The sequence below is a fragment of the Tabrizicola flagellatus genome (genome assembly GCF_008271465.1).
GTDB lineage: Bacteria > Pseudomonadota > Alphaproteobacteria > Rhodobacterales > Rhodobacteraceae > Tabrizicola > Tabrizicola flagellata.
This window is the reverse complement of record NZ_VMDU01000008.1, coordinates 1-14,783: the sequence shown is the minus strand read 5'-3', so window position 1 is coordinate 14,783 and position 14,783 is coordinate 1. Positions and strand designations below refer to the sequence as shown.

Here is a 14,783-nt window from a genome sequence, read left to right as displayed (position 1 = left end):
CCTGCTCTTGTTGATCGGGCCAGTTGCCGGCTCCGTTAGCGACTTTTCTATCAAGATTGGAGGGGGATTGCCAACACAACCTTGTGGCCGGCGATGATTCGCGCGTTGGCGAAGGTGAGGTGGCGGTCCAGGCCTGCGACGTCCGGCTCAGTGCAGCGGCCCCGACAGCCTGGCCCGCAGGTCAGCAGGCAGTCGGGCGGCATGGCCGTCCTCGGTCAGGCAGACCAGCGTAACGGTGGCCGCGAACAGCCGCTCGCCCCCGCGCAGCACGGTCTGGTCCAGCACGATGCGCGCCCCGCCCAGGCTGTGCAATACGGTTTCCACCACCAGGTCGTCGCCGAACCGGGCCGGGCGCAGGAAATCCGCCTCGACCCGGCGCACGGCAAAGACGATGCCATCCCGCGCCCGCAGCGCCATCTGGTCCACGCCGAGGCTTGCCACCCATTCGGTGCGGGCGCGTTCGATGAACTTGAGGTAGTTGGCGTAATAGACGATGCCCGCAAGGTCGGTGTCCTCGTAATAGACACGGGTCGAGAAACGGTGCGGGGTCATGGCGGCTCCAGTCTTGAGCGGGCAGGCTAGGCGGCGCCGGGACGGGCCGCAAGTCTCAGTCCGTCCGCACGGGCCGGATGCGGTCGTACAGCAGATGGAAGCCGTAGGCATAGACCGCGTACAGCAGTGTCAGCCCCAGGTCGAGCAGCAGCGCCTCGCCCCAGCCGTGCCCGCCCAGCCAGACGATGATCGGCAGGGTGACGATTACGGTCGTGGCCTCATGGCTGATCGCATGCACGATGCGCCAGCCCTGCGGCCGGTCGCTGGCCGCCCGGCCGGACAGGCGCAGATCCGTCCAGTCGAAGATCGTGTTGTGGAGGGGAGACCAGAGCATGACAGCCCCAGAAAGGGCCAGCATCAGGATCGCGCCATCGCCAGCCTCATGTCCCGAGTAGAGCAGGTAGAGCGGCACCGACAACAGAAGTCCGCCGGCTTCGTAGCAAAGGGTCTGGATCAGGCGCTCTCTGGGGCTGCGCAAACGCATGAGGCAATCCTGGCGGTAGAATGGGCAATCAAATGCCGCCAGTCTGCCAGAAAGCGGCAGGGTCGTCATGTCCGGAATGTTCGACCTCAGAGCACGCGGCTGATCCTTGCCGACAAGCGCAGCGCATGGCTTGCGTCCCGCGCCATGGCGGGCAGCACCGGATCATACCCCGCCCGGATCACCGCCCCGATCTCGGGCCGCAGGATCACCCGCTCGCCAACTCGTGCCAACGGCGAGGTCCCGTCGAAGGCGCGGTCCGACCACAACAGGACCGTCTGCACCGCCTGGGCCAGGGCCAGCGTCTCGGCCTCCATTCCGGCCAGCGCGGCATCCATCCGCAGGAAGACGAAGGCCGCCCGGATCGCGCCGTCGGGTTCGAAACGGAAGATACGGTACTGGTTCGCCCCCGCCGCCTGCAACCGCGCGACGAGGGCCGCAAGGTCCGGCACCAGGCGGTCCAGGTCCTTCACCGCCAGAAGCTCGGCCCAGTCCCTGAACGCGAACACCATCAGGTTTGCCCCAAGCTCGGGGTCGGTCTCGGCCATCCGGTGCCCGGCCAGCGCCACCACCGCCTCGAATGCGCCCTTGAACACGGCCAGGCTCGCATCATCCACGCCAAAGACCACCGGCACGATCGGCCGACCCCAGCGCGCGAAGAGGTACGAGCCGTCGCCGCGGGTGAACAGGGTCTCGATCTGGTGCGGCTCCATTGGCCTCTCCGCAGGCAAGCCCGCCCCGGCTATCACCGCCGCCCGCCCCTAGACAACCCCCGCCATGGCCCTTGCCCTTTCCCAAATACTCCCCGGGGGTCCGGGGGCGGGACGCCCCCGGCGCCGAGGAGGAGGGCCCCGGCCCGACGACGAGAGAAAGGCTTGCGCGGCACGCGCTCCGGTTACTTCCCGCCGAACAGGTCCGCCTGACCCGCGGCCTTCGGAGCTTCCAGCCCCAGGTGCCGCCAGGCTTTCGCCCCCAGCATCCGCCCGCGCGGGGTGCGCAGGATGAGGCCCTGCTGCAAGAGGTAAGGCTCGATCACCTCCTCGATCGCGTCCCTCGGTTCGCTCAGCGCCGCCGCGATCGTCTCCACCCCCACCGGTCCGCCGCCGTAATTCTCGGCCAGCAAGGTCAGGTAGCGCCGGTCGGCGCCATCCAGACCCAGGTTATCCACCTGCAACCGTGTCAGCGCCCGGTCGGCCAGTTCCCGGCTGATCCGGCCTCCGGCCTCGACCAGCGCGAAATCCGCCACCCGGCGCAGCAGCCGCCCGGCGATCCGCGGCGTTCCACGGGCGCGACGGGCTATCTCGCGACAGCCCTCGGGGTCCGCCGTCAGGCCCATAAGCCGGGCACCCCGGGCGACGATCTCGTAAAGCTCGGCCTCGGAATAGAATTCCAGCCGCGTCGGGATGCCAAAGCGGTCCCGCAAGGGCGTGGTCAGCAAGCCCAGCCGCGTCGTCGCGCCGACCAGTGTGAAGGGTTGCAGGTCGATCCGCACCGTCCGCGCTGCCGGTCCCTCGCCAATCACCAGGTCCAGCGCGAAATCCTCCAGCGCGGGATAAAGCACTTCCTCCACCACCGGGGACAGGCGGTGGATCTCGTCGATGAACAACACATCGCGCGGCTCCAGATTGGTCAGGATCGCCGCAAGATCCCCGGGTTTGGCCAGCACGGGGCCAGAGGTCATGCGGAACCCCACCCCAAGTTCCCGCGCCATGATCTGCGCCAGCGTCGTCTTGCCGAGGCCGGGCGGCCCGTGGAACAGCGTGTGGTCCATCGCCTCGCCGCGCATCCGGGCGCTTTCGATGAACACCGCCAGATTGGCCCGAGCCTCGGCCTGGCCGATGAATTCGGCCAGCATCTGCGGCCGCAAGGCCTTGTCGGTGTCCTCGGGCAGCCGCTCGGGCCGCAGGGTGGGATCAGAGCTCATTTCGGCGCCATGAGTTTCAGCGCGGCACGGATCAGCGCGGCCGCGTCAGCCTCGGGCAGATCGCCCGCCACGGTGGCCACCGCCTGCGCCGCCTCGCCCTGGCCATAACCCAGGTTCACCAGCGCCGACAGCGCATCGGCCGAGGCCGCCGCGCGCCGCGCACCCCCCTCATCGGCCCTTGCGGGCTGCTTCGGTCGGGGCGCATCCTCGACCAACACCGGCTCTGCGGTCGCGGTCCCGGCGGACAGCCCGGCACCCGAAGCCATGATGCCCGGCGCCTTGGCCTTGAGCTCCAGGATGATCCGCTGGGCAAGCTTGGGTCCCACCCCCGGTGCGGCCTGGACGCTGCGCGCATCGCCCAGAGTGATCGCCCTGCCCACGCCGTCGGCGCCCAGCGTGCCGAGGATCGCCATCGAGGCCTTCGCCCCGACACCCTGCACCGTCATCAGAAGCCGGTGCCATTCCTTCTCCAGCAGCGTCGGAAAACCGAAAAGCTGCAAAAGGTCCTCGCGCACCAGCAGGTCGGTGTAGAGGCTGACCGCCTCGCCCACACCCGGCAGGGCGGCCAGCGTGCGCTCGCTGACATGCACGATGTAGCCCACGCCGCGCACGTCGATGAGCACATGGTCCGGCCCCCGCCAGTCCAGTCGCCCCGAGATGCGCCCGATCATTCCGCCGCCCTCAACGCGGCGGCCAGCCTACCCTGCGACTGAAGATGATGCGCGTGGCAGATCGCCACTGCCAGCGCATCCGCCGCGTCCGGCCCGGCGACCTTCACCCCCGGCAGATGCAGCTTCACCATGTGATCCACCTGGACCTTTGCCGCATGCCCCACGCCCACCACCGTCTTCTTCACCGCATTTGGCGCGTATTCCCCGACCGAAAGCCCGAACTGCGCCGGCACCAGAAGCGCGATGCCCCGGGCCTGGCCCAGTTTCAGCGTCGCCACTGCATCCTTGTTGACGAAAGTATGCTCAACCGCCGCCGCCCCGGGTTGCCAGCGCCGAAGAACCTCGGTCAGCTGGGCATGCAGCGACATCAGCCGCGCCGCCAGATCGCCCTCGGACCCCTCCGAGTGACAGATCCCGTTCGCCACATGCGTCAGGCGCGACCCCGCAACGTCGATCACCCCCCAGCCCAGGTTCCTCAGCCCCGGATCGATGCCTATGACCCGCATCTTGTCCCCGCGTTCCTGCCTGCCACAACGGCTAGCACGAAAAGGGAACATCCGCCAATGGGTTTCGCGGATCCCGCACGATGTGGCTGCTGCATTTTGCACTTGCAGAATGCGACTGGCTGTCGCACAAATACGACGCAGCGATGGGGGTCTTTCGGAACTATCTGAAAAAATTGACAAAATTTTGCCACACGTCATGCGTCTGCTGCATGGCGGGGTTGCCTTGGCCGCGCTTGCTTTGCGCATGCAGCAACACTATCTGGCGATGCGTGAGGGAATGAGCCCTCATTCTGAGCAGTATGTGAACAAGGAAGAACCGCCATGGCCGCTGTCGAGACGACCCGCCCGGCGCCCTACGGCGCCATCACCACCTACCGTGCCATCAATGCCCTGTCGAACGCCGCGCAGGCGTTCCGGGCCTGGAACGATGCCCGCATCACCCGCAAGGCGCTGAACAAGCTGTCCGATCGCGAGCTGGACGATATCGGCCTGTGCCGCGGCGACATCGAGTTCATCGGACGCTGAGGCCAGGACAGCCGGCGCCCTCTGGCGCAGCCAGCCCTGCGATCGTACCGATACAGGAAATAGGGCCGCATCGGAAGATGCGGCCCTTCGTCACTGAATACGCTACAGCAAAACCGAATGATCAGCGCGGAAGCAGAGACTGCAACTGCGACGAGACCATCAGAGTCACCGGGTCGGCGTGCATCAGCCACGCGCCCACCGGATCGAAACCGTCACCCGCTGCCAGCGCGCTGACCCGGTTCTCGTAGGTCTGTGCGCCTACGAAGTAATGGATCACGCCCTTAATCCCGACACCCATGACGAGGACAAGGAGAACCGGTTTGGCAAGTTTCAGAATGCGGCTTCCGCCCCGACTGGACGCCTTGCGACCGACCGTGCCCGCCGCCTCGAAGCCGTAGCCCTTGGCGTGAGACTTCTCGATCCGCGCGACGCGGCTGTAAAAATCATTAAGATTCGGATCAACCCACATATCTCTCACCCAGAGTAGCAGCTCTGATGTTCAATTTCTGCCCCATGCTTGTGGCGAAATTGCGGCGTATTCGTCAGGCTGGGATCAGTCCGGTGCTGAGTCAAGAATTGTCCACGATTTCAGGTCCGTTGTAGAACAAGCGTGGACCATTCGCCGATATCGTCCCTATTTTCCAAACAAAGCCCGGCGGCCTGATAGGCGGCGATGACCGAATCTGCTTGCACAGCGAGAAGCCCCGAGAGGATCGCTCTGCCCCCGGTTGCAAGGTGAGTCGAAATTGCGGGGGCAAGTTCGATCAGGGGGCCTTTCAGGATGTTGGCGAAGATCAGATCGAACGGAGCTGCTGCCACAATCCTGCGATGAGCCAGGCCAGCGGCCTCCAGGCACTCCACGCGACCCTGTAAGCCATTGATCACAACATTCGCCTCGGCCACGTCCACGGCCACCCGGTCGATATCGCTGGCGATCACCAGCGCGTCGGGCAGCGTTGCCGCTGCCGCCATGGCCAGGACGGCGGTGCCGCAACCGATGTCGGCTACCTTCGCAGGACTCCATCCCTCGGTCAGCAGGCGGTCGAAAGCCAGAAGGCAACCCAGCGTCGTGCCATGATGGCCGGTTCCGAATGCGACCGTCGCCTCGATCTGCAACGGCACCCGCCCGGCCGGAACCTTGTCGGCGTCGTGCGACCCATAGACGAAGAAACGCCCGGCATCGACCGGCGCCAGTTCCCTTCGCACCTTGGCGACCCAGTCGATGTCGGGCAGTTCGGACAGCGCAAACGGCCGGGCGCCGAAAGCGGTGGCGAGCACCTCCAGCATCACCTCGTCCGGTGGTTCCAGGAAATAGGCGCCGACTTCCCAGAGGCCGGAACCGTCCTCGATCTCGAAGACACCGACGCCGGTCGGCTCGGGGTCCATCCGCTCCATCGCGGCAGCCAGGGCCTGCGCTGGGTCTTCGCCGGGCAGGGTCGTCAAGGCGGAATAGGTGGGCATCGACAGGCACTCCTTTGCCTTGGCCCTTACGCCGCCGAAGGCAGGGAGACAAGCACGGAGCGGCCTGGGGACCGGCGAGAGGAGCCGGTCAGGCCCGGACGCCGGTCCCGATCGGGCAGGTCACACCCGTGCCGCCGACGCCGCAATAGCCGCCGGGGTTCTTGGCCAGATACTGCTGGTGGTAGTCCTCGGCGAAGTAGAAGGTCGGTGCGGGCAGGATCTCGGTGGTGATCGGACCCATGCCGGCGGCCCGAAGAGCCTGGGCATAGACGGCCTTCGAGGCCTTCGCGGCCGCCATCTGCGCCTCGTCGTAGCAGTAGATCCCCGAGCGGTAGGTCGAGCCCACGTCGTTCCCTTGCCGCATGCCCTGAGTCGGGTCATGGCCTTCCCAGAACACCTTGAGCAGGTCTTCGTAGCTGACGACTGCCGGGTCGTAGATCAGCCGGACCACCTCGTTGTGGCCGGTCAGCTGGGTGCAGGTTTCCTTGTAGGTCGGGTTCGGCGTGTAGCCCCCGGCATAGCCGACCATGGTCAGCCAGACGCCCGGTATCTGCCAGAACTTCCGCTCGACCCCCCAGAAGCAGCCCATGCCGAACATGGCCTCTGACATGCCCTCGGGCACCGGCGATTTCAGCGGGATGCCCGACAGGAAATGCGTCTCTGCCGTCGGGATCGGCTCGGCCCGCCCGGGCAGCGCCTTGTCCGGTGTGACCATTTCGGTGGACTTGCGGGTGAAGAACATGGCGGACCTCCGTTTCCGTGCGAATATAGGGCGCGCCGGTCCGGGTGCCAGCCTACTCTGCCGGCTGCGGCAGGCCGCGGGACAACACCGTCTCGTAACCGGGCGATGGGTGCCGGGGGATCAGGCAGATCAGGGCAAAGGCGAACAGGGCCATTCCCGCGCCCAGAAGGAAGACGTTGTCGGGCGAACGGGCCCAGAGATAGCCAAGCGCGGCGGGCAGGAACACGACCGCGATATGGTTGATCGTGAAGGCCACCGCCGCCGTGGGTGCGATGTCGCGCGGATCGGCGATCTTCTGGAAATAGGTCTTGAGGCTGAAGGACAGGGCAAAGAAGAGCTGATCGAGGATGTAGAGCCCCCCGGCGATCACCAGACCCCAACCGAACCAGTAGAGCCCGCCATAGGCCAGGAACACCAGCGTCAGGCCGATGTACTCGAACCCCATCACGTTGCGTTCGCCATAGCGGCCAAGCGCACGGCCCATCGCCGGGGCCACCGCCATGTTGATGAGGTAGTTCACGAGGAGAAGGGCCGTCATCTCGGAAACCTTCATCCCGAAGCGTTCCACCATCATGAAACCCGCGAAGACCACAAAGATCTGCCGCCGGGCGCCGGCCATGAACTGCAGCGCGTAGTAAAGCCAGTAGCGCCGGCGCAGGACCATGTGCCTGTGCTGCGGATGCGGCGACTGGAACTGCGGGTAGGCGAGGGCTGCAAACAGCACGATCAGCAGCGTCAGCCCGCCCGAGGCCAGGTAGACCGTATTGTAATCCAGCCCCAGCGCATCCCACAGCGCAACGATCGCACCATAGGCGGCCAGTGACGCACCCGCGCCCACCGCCACGATCCGGCCCAGCACGATCGGCGCGCGGTCCTTGCCGATCCATTGCAGTTGCAGCGACTGGTTCACCGTCTCGAAGTAATGAAAGCCGATCGAGGACAGGAGCGTGCAGACCAGAAGCCCGGTGAAGGAGGGAAACCAGGCCGTGACCGCCGTCGCTGCCCCGAGAAGCGCCAGCGCGATCAGGGCCAGCACCTGTTCCCGCATGACCAGAAGGATCAGGATCACCCCGATGGCCAGGAAGCCCGGAATCTCGCGCACCGTGTGCAGCCAGCCGATCTCCTTTCCGGTAAAACTGGCGACCTCGATGACGAAATTGTTCAGAAGCGCCGACCAGGTGGCAAAGCTCAGCGGCATCGCCGCGGCCATGAGGTAGAGCAGCGCCTCGGGCCGCTGCCAGCGCGGCAGGGTCCGGGTCTCCGAAAGGGGCATCAGCGAGCGGGTCATCCTTCCGCAATACAGGCCCCTGCGCAGCTGGCAAAGCCAAAGCTTGTCACGGGAACAATCCGCGGCTGCGGCCCGGGGGTGTCCGGGGCCGGGGTTGCCCTTCTGCCCGTGCCGGGTGTAGAGGGGCGCATCACCGAAACGGGACCGAGGGTAGGGCCATGGCAGGCCATTCGAAATGGGCGAACATCCAGCATCGCAAGGGCAAGCAGGACAAGCTGCGCTCGAAGATGTTTTCCAAGCTGTCGAAGGAAATCACCGTCGCGGCCAAGATGGGGATGCCCGACCCCGACATGAACCCGCGCCTGCGTCTGGCGGTCAAGGCTGCGAAGGCGGCCTCCATGCCGAAGGACGTGATCGACCGGGCGATCAAGAAATCCCAGACGGGCGACGGGGCCGACTACACCGAGATCCGCTATGAGGGCTATGGCGTGAACGGCATCGCGATCATCGTCGAGGCGATGACCGACAACCTGAATCGCACCGCCTCGAACATCCGCAGCTATTTCACCAAATGCGGCGGCAACCTTGGGACGACCGGCTCGGTCAGCCACAGCTTCGACCGGGTGGGCGAGATTTCCTATCCGGCTTCGGTCGGCTCGGCCGACGACGTGATGATGGCGGCACTGGAGGCGGGCGCCGACGACGTGGAATCGGACGAGGACGGCCACTGGATCTATTGCAAGGTCGAGAACCTGTCCGAGGTTTCGGATGCGCTGGAAAAGACCCTCGGGGAGTCGACGGAATCCAAGCTGGTCTGGAAACCGCAAAGCCGGACCGAGGTCGATCTGGAAACCGCGCAAAAGCTGATGCGTCTGATCGACCTTCTGGAAGAGGACGACGACGTGCAGACGGTGACGCACAACTTCGACGTCCCCGAGGACGTGGCCGCCCAGCTCTGATTGCGTGCCAAGCCGCAACGGAAGGCCCCCTCGACGGGGGCCTTTGCATTTCCCGGAATGACCTGCGTCAAGGACCGTGCCGTCGGGTTGCGTTATCCTGTTTTTGGTGGCCTTCACGCGGGAGGGGATGATGCGCGGGATCGGAATGGTGGCGGTTCTGGTCGGGCTGGGCGGCATGGCCTGCGCCGAAGGCGAAACCCAGGTCGGCGATGCGGTGTCGGGCAAGGCCCTCTACCAGGCGCATTGTGCGGTCTGTCACGGCACGAAGGCCGATGGTCGCGGGCCGATGGCCCCGGTGCTTCTGGTCCAGCCGGCCGATCTGACGACGCTTGCTGCGCGGCACGGTGGGGCCTTCCCGCTGGAGCGGGTGGCCGCGCGGATCGACGGCCGCGACCCGCTGGTGTCGCACGGCAGCGACATGCCGATCTACGGCCAGTTCTTCGAGGGCCGCGACGTGACGCTGCGCACCGACGCGGGCCAGCCGATGCTGACCAGCCAGCCGATCGCCGACCTTGTGGCCTGGTTGCGGACGATCCAGCAGTAACCGATGCCCGCCGCGTCCGCCCGGGGCAGCGTTGAACTTTCTTTGCGAATGTCCTTGCAATCCCCTGCCGGAAGGCGCATCCGCATCGGGCAGGGTTTCCTCTTTCGTCTTCTGTCTGCTTCGGCCTTCAGCTTCGATCGACACGACACTTGGGCCGGGCCACCGCATGTCGCGGGTGGCAAACATGACAGGAGTTATCACGATGGCCAATGGCACCGTGAAATGGTTCAACGCCACCAAGGGTTTCGGCTTCATCGCCCCCGCAGGTGGATCGAAGGACGTCTTCGTCCACATCACTGCTCTGGAACGCGCGGGCATCCGCTCGCTGCCTGATGGGCAGGCCGTGACCTATGACATCGAGCAGGATCGCAACGGTCGGGAATCCGCTGTGAATCTCGCTCTGGCATAAGCATTCCCGTTCATCGGGAGCGATCCGGGGGTGGCGCAGGCCGCCCCCGTTTCCGTTTCAGACCAGCATCTCTGCCGCCGCCCGGCGGACGGCTTGCGTCAGCGGCGCCAGCGCCGGGGCGGCAAGGCGGGTGAACTGCCAGTAAAGCGCCACGTCCAGCGCCGTTCCCGGCACCAGCTCGACCAGCGCCCCCGAGGCCAGATGTGGCGCAACCAGCGGCTCGGGGTTCATGCTCCATGCCATTCCCAGCAGGCAGGCGGTGACGAAGGCCTGCGACGATGCCATGCGGTGGGTCGGCAGGACCGGCGGATCAAGACCGCGCGCAGCAGCCCAGAGCGTCTGCAGGCGGTCGTTGTCGGAAAAAGTCAGGGCAGGGGCACGGGTGAGGGTCTCGGTGGCCACGCCGTCCGGGAACCAGCGCGCCATGAAGGCGGGCGAGGCGGTGGCCCGATAGCGCAGCGCACCCAGGGGGATCGTGTCGCAGCCTTGCAGCGGGCCGGGATGGGCGGTGATCGCCGCCACGACTTCGCCGCGCCTTAGCCACTCCTGGCTGACGTCCTGATCGTCGATCACGAGGTCGAACAGAAAGCCCGGCGTTGCGGCCAGAGCGGGCAGGACCCAGGTCGCAAGGCTGTCGGCATTGACCGCGATCCGCAGCGTTGCAGGGCCGGCGGAAAGGCCAGGCAGATCCTCGGCCAGCGTCTGCTCCAGCAGTGCTATCTCGTCATGATGCCGGATCAGGCGCAGCCCGGCCTCGGTCGCCCGGCAGGGCTGACCCCGGCGGATCAGAAGCGCGCCGGCCTTCTCTTCCAGCGCCTTGATCCGTTGGCTGACAGCCGACGGGGTGACATGCAGCTCGGCCGCCGCAAGCTCGAAGGAGCCGCGCCGGTGGACGGCGGCAAGCGCGGCAAGCTGCGCGGGGTCCAGCATCAGTTTCGCTAATTCATTCTTAGAAGGATTAACTTGATTGTGGAGATCGTCCCTGCGAGGTCAAGCAGGATCGGGAGGATTGGACATGGCCGAAAGCGATCTGGCGACCCTCTTGCGGACGATGGAGCCCGTGCTCTTTCCGCGCCCCTACGGCTATGCCGTCTGTGATGTGCCCCCATTCTTTCCCGTCTTTGCCACGGTGGCTGAAGCCGAGGGAATGACGGTGGTGGCCGTGCTTGCCGATCTGGAGTCAGCCGGGCTTCAGTCGGCCCCTTGGGCGCGGATCAGCCTGACGGTGCAGTCGGACCTCGCAGCCGTGGGGCTGACGGCGGCCTTCGCCGGCGCACTGGGCCGGGCGGGCATCAGTTGCAACGTGATCGCCGGGTTCCATCACGACCACCTGTTCGTGCCCTGGGACCGGCGCTTCGACGCCATGGCCGCGCTGGAGGCTCTGAGCCGTGCTTGAGGCGGCGCTGAGCGGCTATCTGGTGGCGCTGAGCCTGATCCTGGCGATCGGGGCGCAGAATGCCTTCGTGCTGCGCCAGGGGTTGCGCCGGGAACATGTGGCGGCGGTGGTGGCGGTCTGCGCGCTGTCCGACGCGGTGCTGATCGCGGCGGGGGTGGCCGGGTTCGGCGCGATCTCGGCCGCGCTGCCCTGGTTCGGCGCGGCGATGCGCTGGCTGGGGGTCGGCTTCCTGCTGGTCTATGGTGCCCTGCGGTTCCGAGCTGCCTCGCGAGGGGGCGAGGCGCTGCGGCCCTCGGCCTCGGACCCTGCGCCTCTGGGGCGGGTGCTGGCGACCTGTCTGGTGCTGACCTGGGCGAACCCGCATGTCTATCTGGACACGGTGGTGCTGATCGGGTCGATCTCGGCCCAGCATGCGCCGCATCAGCTGGCCTTCGGGGTGGCGGCGGCGATGGCCAGCCTGAGCTTCTTCACGGCGCTGGGCTTCGGAGCGCGGCTCCTGGCGCCGGTCTTCGCGCGCGCCTCGGCCTGGGTCTGGCTGGAGATCGGGGTGGGGAGCGTGATGTGGCTGATCGCGGCCGGGCTTGCCTTTGGCTGACGCCTGGGTTTCTGTCCGCTGATGCGCGCGCTGACCGACCTTGGCCGCCCCGTCGAAGGGGTTCTGTGGATGCTGGCCACCACGCTGGCCTTCGTGGGCGTCAACGGGATCGTCCGCTATCTGGGCACCGAGCTGCCGGCGGCGCAGTCGGCCTTCATCCGCTTTGCCTTCGGCCTGCTGTTCCTTGCCCCTGCGCTGTGGTCGATGCGGGGCATGCGCCTGCCGCAGGGGATCTGGCCCCTGTTCCTGTGGCGCGGGGCGCTGCATGTCGCAGCGGTGATCCTCTGGTTCTGGGCCATGGCCCGGGTGCCGGTGGCCGAGATGGCGGCGATCGGCTTCCTGAACCCGGTCATCGTGCTGGTCATTGCGGGTCTGTTCCTCGGCGAAGGGCTGGGGCGCGGTCGCGTGGTCAGCGTGCTGGTCGCGCTCGTCGGAGCGCTGATCGTGCTGCGACCCGGCGTGCGCGAGGTCACGGCCGGGCATCTGTCGCAACTGGCCGCCACGCTCTGCTTTGCGGTCAGCTACATCTTCGCCAAGCGGCTGAGCGGGATGGCCCCGGCTTCGGTGGTGGTGGCTGTCCTCTCGGTCACGGTGGCGGCGGGGCTCGCTCCGATCGCGGCCTGGGTCTGGCAACCGGTCAGCCTGGCACAACTGGCCTGGCTGGCGGCCGTCGCGGCCCTGGCCACCCTGGGCCACTACACGATGACCCGCGCCTTCCGCGCCGCGCCCCTGGCCGTCACCCAGCCGGTGACCTTCCTCCAGATCCTCTGGGCGACCCTCCTGGGCATGCTGGTCTTTGCCGAGCCGGTGGACGGCTTCGTCATCCTGGGCGGGGCGCTGATTGTGGGGGCGGTCAGCCTGAACACCTGGGCCGAGGCCCGCAAGGGCCGGATTCCGCCCCAGCCCGAGCCTTGAGGCGCGGGCCTGTCCACCGTGGACAGAGTCGGAAAATCAAATTAAAGCATGGGCTTGGAATTTTCCGTTAGGGGTTTCTTAAGACCCTTGCCGCGGCATGTCCGTGCCCCTGCCGATCGCGTCTGAGGGGCGTTGCGTCGGGTCGGTTCAGGGCGCGCGGAGTGGTGAGGGGCCTTGAACGAAGCTTTCCTAGGGTCGCGGGCCAAGGCGATCCCCGGAGGTTCCTGATGCCCGACGATACGACGATCCTGTCGCTGCCCCTGATCCTTCCGGCTCAGGCGCAGAAACATGTCACCCACAACGAGGCGCTGGTGAAGCTGGATCTGCTGGTCCAGCTGGCGGTCATCAACCGGACCCTGACCACACCGCCGGCCCTGCCCGCGATCGGAGACCGGCATATCGTGGCGACGGGCGCGACGGGACCCTGGGTCGGACAGGCCGGGCGCATCGCGCTGTTCACCGAGGCCGGCTGGCAGTTCACCCAACCGCTGCCGGGCTGGCAGGCCTATGTGATGGCCGAAAGCCAGATGGCCTATTTCAACGGCCTGACCTGGGTAGCCCTGTCGGACGGGCCGTTCACGGTGGGCCGGCTGGGCATCTCGGCCACACCGGACACAACGAACCGGCTGACGGTCTCCTCTCCCGCGACGCTGCTGAACCATGCCGGGTCGGGCCACCAGCTGAAGCTGAACAAGGCGGTGGCCTCGGACACGGCGAGCCTTCTGTTCCAGACGGGCTTCGGCGGTCGGGCCGAGATGGGCACGGCCGGCAGCGACGAGTTCAGCGTCAAGGTCAGCGCCGATGGGTCGGTCTGGTCGGTCGCGCTGGTCTCGGACGCGGCCACGGGCGAGGTCACGCTTCCCCAGCCGCTGCATCTGGGCGGTCAGGCCAGCGATCCGGTCGCCCCGGCGGACGGCACGATCTGGCTGAACACCACCACCGGCGAGGTCCGGGTGCGCAGCGCCGGGACGACCCAGGTCGTCGGAGGCGGGGGCGGTGGCGGGGTCAGCGATGGCGACAAGGGCGACATCACGGTATCGGGGTCGGGGACGGTCTGGACGATCGACGCGGGCGCGGTGACGCTGGGCAAGCTGGCCGATATCGCGACCGGCAGCTTTCTTGGCCGCGACAGCACCGGGACCGGAGCGCCCGAGGTGCTGACCCCGGCCCAGGCGCGCGGCATCCTGAACGTGGCGGACGGAGCGACCGCAAATGCCCCGGACGCAAGCCTGCGCGACCGGGCGACGCATACCGGCACCCAGCCGGCGGCGACGATCACCGGGCTTGCCGCGGTGGCCACCAGCGGCTCGGCCGCCGACCTGACGACGGGCACGCTGCCGGCCGCGCGGTTCGACGATGCCGCCCACGGCAACCGCGCGGGCGGCGCGCTGCACGCAGCGGCGACGACGGGCGCCGCAGGATTCATGTCCGCCGCAGACAAGGCCAAGCTCGACGGCATCGCGGCGGGCGCCAACAACTATGCCCACCCGAACCATACCGGGGATGTGACCTCGTCCGGGGACGGGGCGACGACGATTGCCCCTGATGCGGTGAGCAACGACAAGCTGGCAAACATGGCCAGCGGCACGATCAAGGGGCGCACCGGCACGGGCACGGGAGACCCGGAGGACCTGACCGGAACGCAGGTAACGGCCCTTCTGGACACCTTCACCAGCGGTGCCAAGGGGCTGGCGCCCGCCTCGGGCGGCGGCACGACGAACTTCCTGCGCGCGGACGGCACATGGGCAGCCCCGCCCGGTGGCGGCGGCGGTTCGCCCGGTGGCGCCTCGGGGGAGATCCAGTTCAACAATGCCGGGGCCTTCGGCGGCGCGGCGGACGTGGAGATCGAGGGCGGCCAGCTGCGCCTGCCGACCA

Annotated in this window: 19 protein-coding genes; 8 read left to right on the top strand and 11 right to left on the bottom strand. The window is 67.2% G+C overall.

Annotation, left to right across the window (positions count from 1 at the left end):
* Positions 1-147: 147 nt before the first annotated feature.
* The 6 genes from ybgC to ruvC form a co-directional block, all read right to left on the bottom strand.
* Positions 148-552 (bottom strand): tol-pal system-associated acyl-CoA thioesterase, encoded by a 405-nt coding sequence (gene ybgC, locus FL625_RS11890; protein WP_149588897.1) that lies wholly within the window; start codon positions 550-552, stop codon positions 148-150.
* A gap of 55 nt (positions 553-607) precedes the next feature.
* Positions 608-1,036, bottom strand: coding sequence for a PACE efflux transporter (locus tag FL625_RS11885; RefSeq protein ID WP_160147775.1), 429 nt, complete (start codon positions 1,034-1,036; stop codon positions 608-610).
* 86 nt (positions 1,037-1,122) lie between these two features.
* The gene (locus FL625_RS11880; protein ID WP_149588895.1) at positions 1,123-1,746 is read right to left on the bottom strand and encodes a hypothetical protein; all 624 of its coding nucleotides are present in this window, start codon (positions 1,744-1,746) and stop codon (positions 1,123-1,125) included.
* A gap of 182 nt (positions 1,747-1,928) precedes the next feature.
* The gene (ruvB, locus tag FL625_RS11875; protein ID WP_149588894.1) at positions 1,929-2,957 is read right to left on the bottom strand and encodes a Holliday junction branch migration DNA helicase RuvB; all 1,029 of its coding nucleotides are present in this window, start codon (positions 2,955-2,957) and stop codon (positions 1,929-1,931) included.
* Positions 2,954-3,628, bottom strand: a complete 675-nt coding sequence (gene ruvA, locus FL625_RS11870) for a Holliday junction branch migration protein RuvA (protein WP_149588893.1) — start codon at positions 3,626-3,628, stop codon at positions 2,954-2,956. Before ruvA ends, ruvB begins: the two co-directional genes overlap by 4 nt.
* Positions 3,625-4,134 carry a crossover junction endodeoxyribonuclease RuvC gene (gene ruvC / locus FL625_RS11865; RefSeq protein ID WP_149588892.1) on the bottom strand — a complete coding sequence of 170 codons (510 nt, stop codon included), beginning with the start codon at positions 4,132-4,134 and terminating at the stop codon, positions 3,625-3,627. Before ruvC ends, ruvA begins: the two co-directional genes overlap by 4 nt.
* Before the next feature lie 321 nt (positions 4,135-4,455).
* Between ruvC and FL625_RS11860 the strand changes: the two genes are divergently transcribed.
* The gene (locus tag FL625_RS11860; RefSeq protein WP_149588891.1) at positions 4,456-4,659 is read left to right on the top strand and encodes a DUF1127 domain-containing protein; all 204 of its coding nucleotides are present in this window, start codon (positions 4,456-4,458) and stop codon (positions 4,657-4,659) included.
* Positions 4,660-4,780: 121 nt separating this feature from the next.
* Here the strand turns inward: FL625_RS11860 and FL625_RS11855 are convergent, their stop codons facing one another.
* The 4 genes from FL625_RS11855 to FL625_RS11840 all read right to left on the bottom strand — a co-directional run bounded on the left by FL625_RS11855 (position 4,781) and on the right by FL625_RS11840 (position 8,150).
* Positions 4,781-5,128 carry a hypothetical protein gene (locus FL625_RS11855; RefSeq protein WP_149588890.1) on the bottom strand — a complete coding sequence of 116 codons (348 nt, stop codon included), beginning with the start codon at positions 5,126-5,128 and terminating at the stop codon, positions 4,781-4,783.
* A gap of 119 nt (positions 5,129-5,247) precedes the next feature.
* Positions 5,248-6,120 (bottom strand): 50S ribosomal protein L11 methyltransferase, encoded by an 873-nt coding sequence (locus FL625_RS11850; RefSeq protein WP_149588889.1) that lies wholly within the window; start codon positions 6,118-6,120, stop codon positions 5,248-5,250.
* Between the two features lie 88 nt (positions 6,121-6,208).
* Complete coding sequence (gene msrA / locus FL625_RS11845) at positions 6,209-6,862, bottom strand: peptide-methionine (S)-S-oxide reductase MsrA (protein ID WP_149588888.1); 654 nt, start codon at positions 6,860-6,862, stop codon at positions 6,209-6,211.
* A gap of 52 nt (positions 6,863-6,914) precedes the next feature.
* Entirely contained in the window at positions 6,915-8,150 is a 1,236-nt protein-coding gene (locus FL625_RS11840; RefSeq protein WP_149588887.1) for an MFS transporter, read from the bottom strand.
* 158 nt (positions 8,151-8,308) lie between these two features.
* On the opposite strand from FL625_RS11840, the gene FL625_RS11835 reads away from it, so the two are divergent.
* From FL625_RS11835 to FL625_RS11825, 3 genes are all read left to right on the top strand, one after another.
* On the top strand, positions 8,309-9,049 hold the full coding sequence (locus tag FL625_RS11835) for a YebC/PmpR family DNA-binding transcriptional regulator (RefSeq protein ID WP_149588886.1): 741 nt from the start codon (positions 8,309-8,311) through the stop codon (positions 9,047-9,049).
* 130 nt (positions 9,050-9,179) lie between these two features.
* Positions 9,180-9,593, top strand: a complete 414-nt coding sequence (locus tag FL625_RS11830) for a c-type cytochrome (RefSeq protein ID WP_354001252.1) — start codon at positions 9,180-9,182, stop codon at positions 9,591-9,593.
* A gap of 202 nt (positions 9,594-9,795) precedes the next feature.
* A complete protein-coding gene (locus FL625_RS11825) occupies positions 9,796-10,002 on the top strand; it encodes a cold-shock protein (protein WP_149588885.1) in 207 nt (68 codons plus the stop codon).
* Between the two features lie 57 nt (positions 10,003-10,059).
* On the opposite strand, the gene FL625_RS11820 is transcribed toward FL625_RS11825, so the two are convergent.
* On the bottom strand, positions 10,060-10,935 hold the full coding sequence (locus FL625_RS11820) for a LysR family transcriptional regulator ArgP (protein WP_149588884.1): 876 nt from the start codon (positions 10,933-10,935) through the stop codon (positions 10,060-10,062).
* 82 nt (positions 10,936-11,017) lie between these two features.
* On the opposite strand from FL625_RS11820, the gene FL625_RS11815 reads away from it, so the two are divergent.
* From FL625_RS11815 to FL625_RS11800, 4 genes are all read left to right on the top strand, one after another.
* A complete protein-coding gene (locus FL625_RS11815) occupies positions 11,018-11,398 on the top strand; it encodes an ACT domain-containing protein (RefSeq protein ID WP_149588883.1) in 381 nt (126 codons plus the stop codon).
* Complete coding sequence (locus FL625_RS11810; RefSeq protein WP_149588882.1) at positions 11,391-11,993, top strand: LysE/ArgO family amino acid transporter; 603 nt, start codon at positions 11,391-11,393, stop codon at positions 11,991-11,993. The genes FL625_RS11815 and FL625_RS11810 overlap by 8 nt, the downstream gene beginning before the upstream one ends.
* Before the next feature lie 21 nt (positions 11,994-12,014).
* Positions 12,015-12,908: a DMT family transporter gene (locus FL625_RS11805; RefSeq protein WP_235019393.1), complete on the top strand. Its 894-nt coding sequence runs from the start codon at positions 12,015-12,017 to the stop codon at positions 12,906-12,908.
* Between the two features lie 227 nt (positions 12,909-13,135).
* Positions 13,136-14,783: DUF2793 domain-containing protein (locus FL625_RS11800; RefSeq protein WP_149588881.1), on the top strand; the 1,648-nt coding region annotated here is incomplete at its 3' end.

Excerpts from the sequence above, each read along its gene's own strand:
- FL625_RS11850 (WP_149588889.1), bottom strand. The coding sequence starts at position 6,120 with ATGCCCACCTATTCCGCCTTGACGACCCTGCCCGGCGAAGACCCAGCG.
- FL625_RS11840 (WP_149588887.1), bottom strand. The coding sequence starts at position 8,150 with ATGACCCGCTCGCTGATGCCCCTTTCGGAGACCCGGACCCTGCCGCGC.
- FL625_RS11885 (WP_160147775.1), bottom strand. The coding sequence starts at position 1,036 with ATGCGTTTGCGCAGCCCCAGAGAGCGCCTGATCCAGACCCTTTGCTAC.
- FL625_RS11830 (WP_354001252.1), top strand. The coding sequence starts at position 9,180 with ATGCGCGGGATCGGAATGGTGGCGGTTCTGGTCGGGCTGGGCGGCATG.
- ruvA (WP_149588893.1), bottom strand. The coding sequence starts at position 3,628 with ATGATCGGGCGCATCTCGGGGCGACTGGACTGGCGGGGGCCGGACCAT.
- ruvB (WP_149588894.1), bottom strand. The coding sequence starts at position 2,957 with ATGAGCTCTGATCCCACCCTGCGGCCCGAGCGGCTGCCCGAGGACACC.
- FL625_RS11815 (WP_149588883.1), top strand. The coding sequence starts at position 11,018 with ATGGCCGAAAGCGATCTGGCGACCCTCTTGCGGACGATGGAGCCCGTG.
- FL625_RS11860 (WP_149588891.1), top strand. The coding sequence starts at position 4,456 with ATGGCCGCTGTCGAGACGACCCGCCCGGCGCCCTACGGCGCCATCACC.
- FL625_RS11805 (WP_235019393.1), top strand. The coding sequence starts at position 12,015 with ATGCGCGCGCTGACCGACCTTGGCCGCCCCGTCGAAGGGGTTCTGTGG.
- FL625_RS11835 (WP_149588886.1), top strand. The coding sequence starts at position 8,309 with ATGGCAGGCCATTCGAAATGGGCGAACATCCAGCATCGCAAGGGCAAG.
- msrA (WP_149588888.1), bottom strand. The coding sequence starts at position 6,862 with ATGTTCTTCACCCGCAAGTCCACCGAAATGGTCACACCGGACAAGGCG.
- FL625_RS11880 (WP_149588895.1), bottom strand. The coding sequence starts at position 1,746 with ATGGAGCCGCACCAGATCGAGACCCTGTTCACCCGCGGCGACGGCTCG.
- FL625_RS11855 (WP_149588890.1), bottom strand. The coding sequence starts at position 5,128 with ATGTGGGTTGATCCGAATCTTAATGATTTTTACAGCCGCGTCGCGCGG.
- FL625_RS11825 (WP_149588885.1), top strand. The coding sequence starts at position 9,796 with ATGGCCAATGGCACCGTGAAATGGTTCAACGCCACCAAGGGTTTCGGC.
- ybgC (WP_149588897.1), bottom strand. The coding sequence starts at position 552 with ATGACCCCGCACCGTTTCTCGACCCGTGTCTATTACGAGGACACCGAC.
- ruvC (WP_149588892.1), bottom strand. The coding sequence starts at position 4,134 with ATGCGGGTCATAGGCATCGATCCGGGGCTGAGGAACCTGGGCTGGGGG.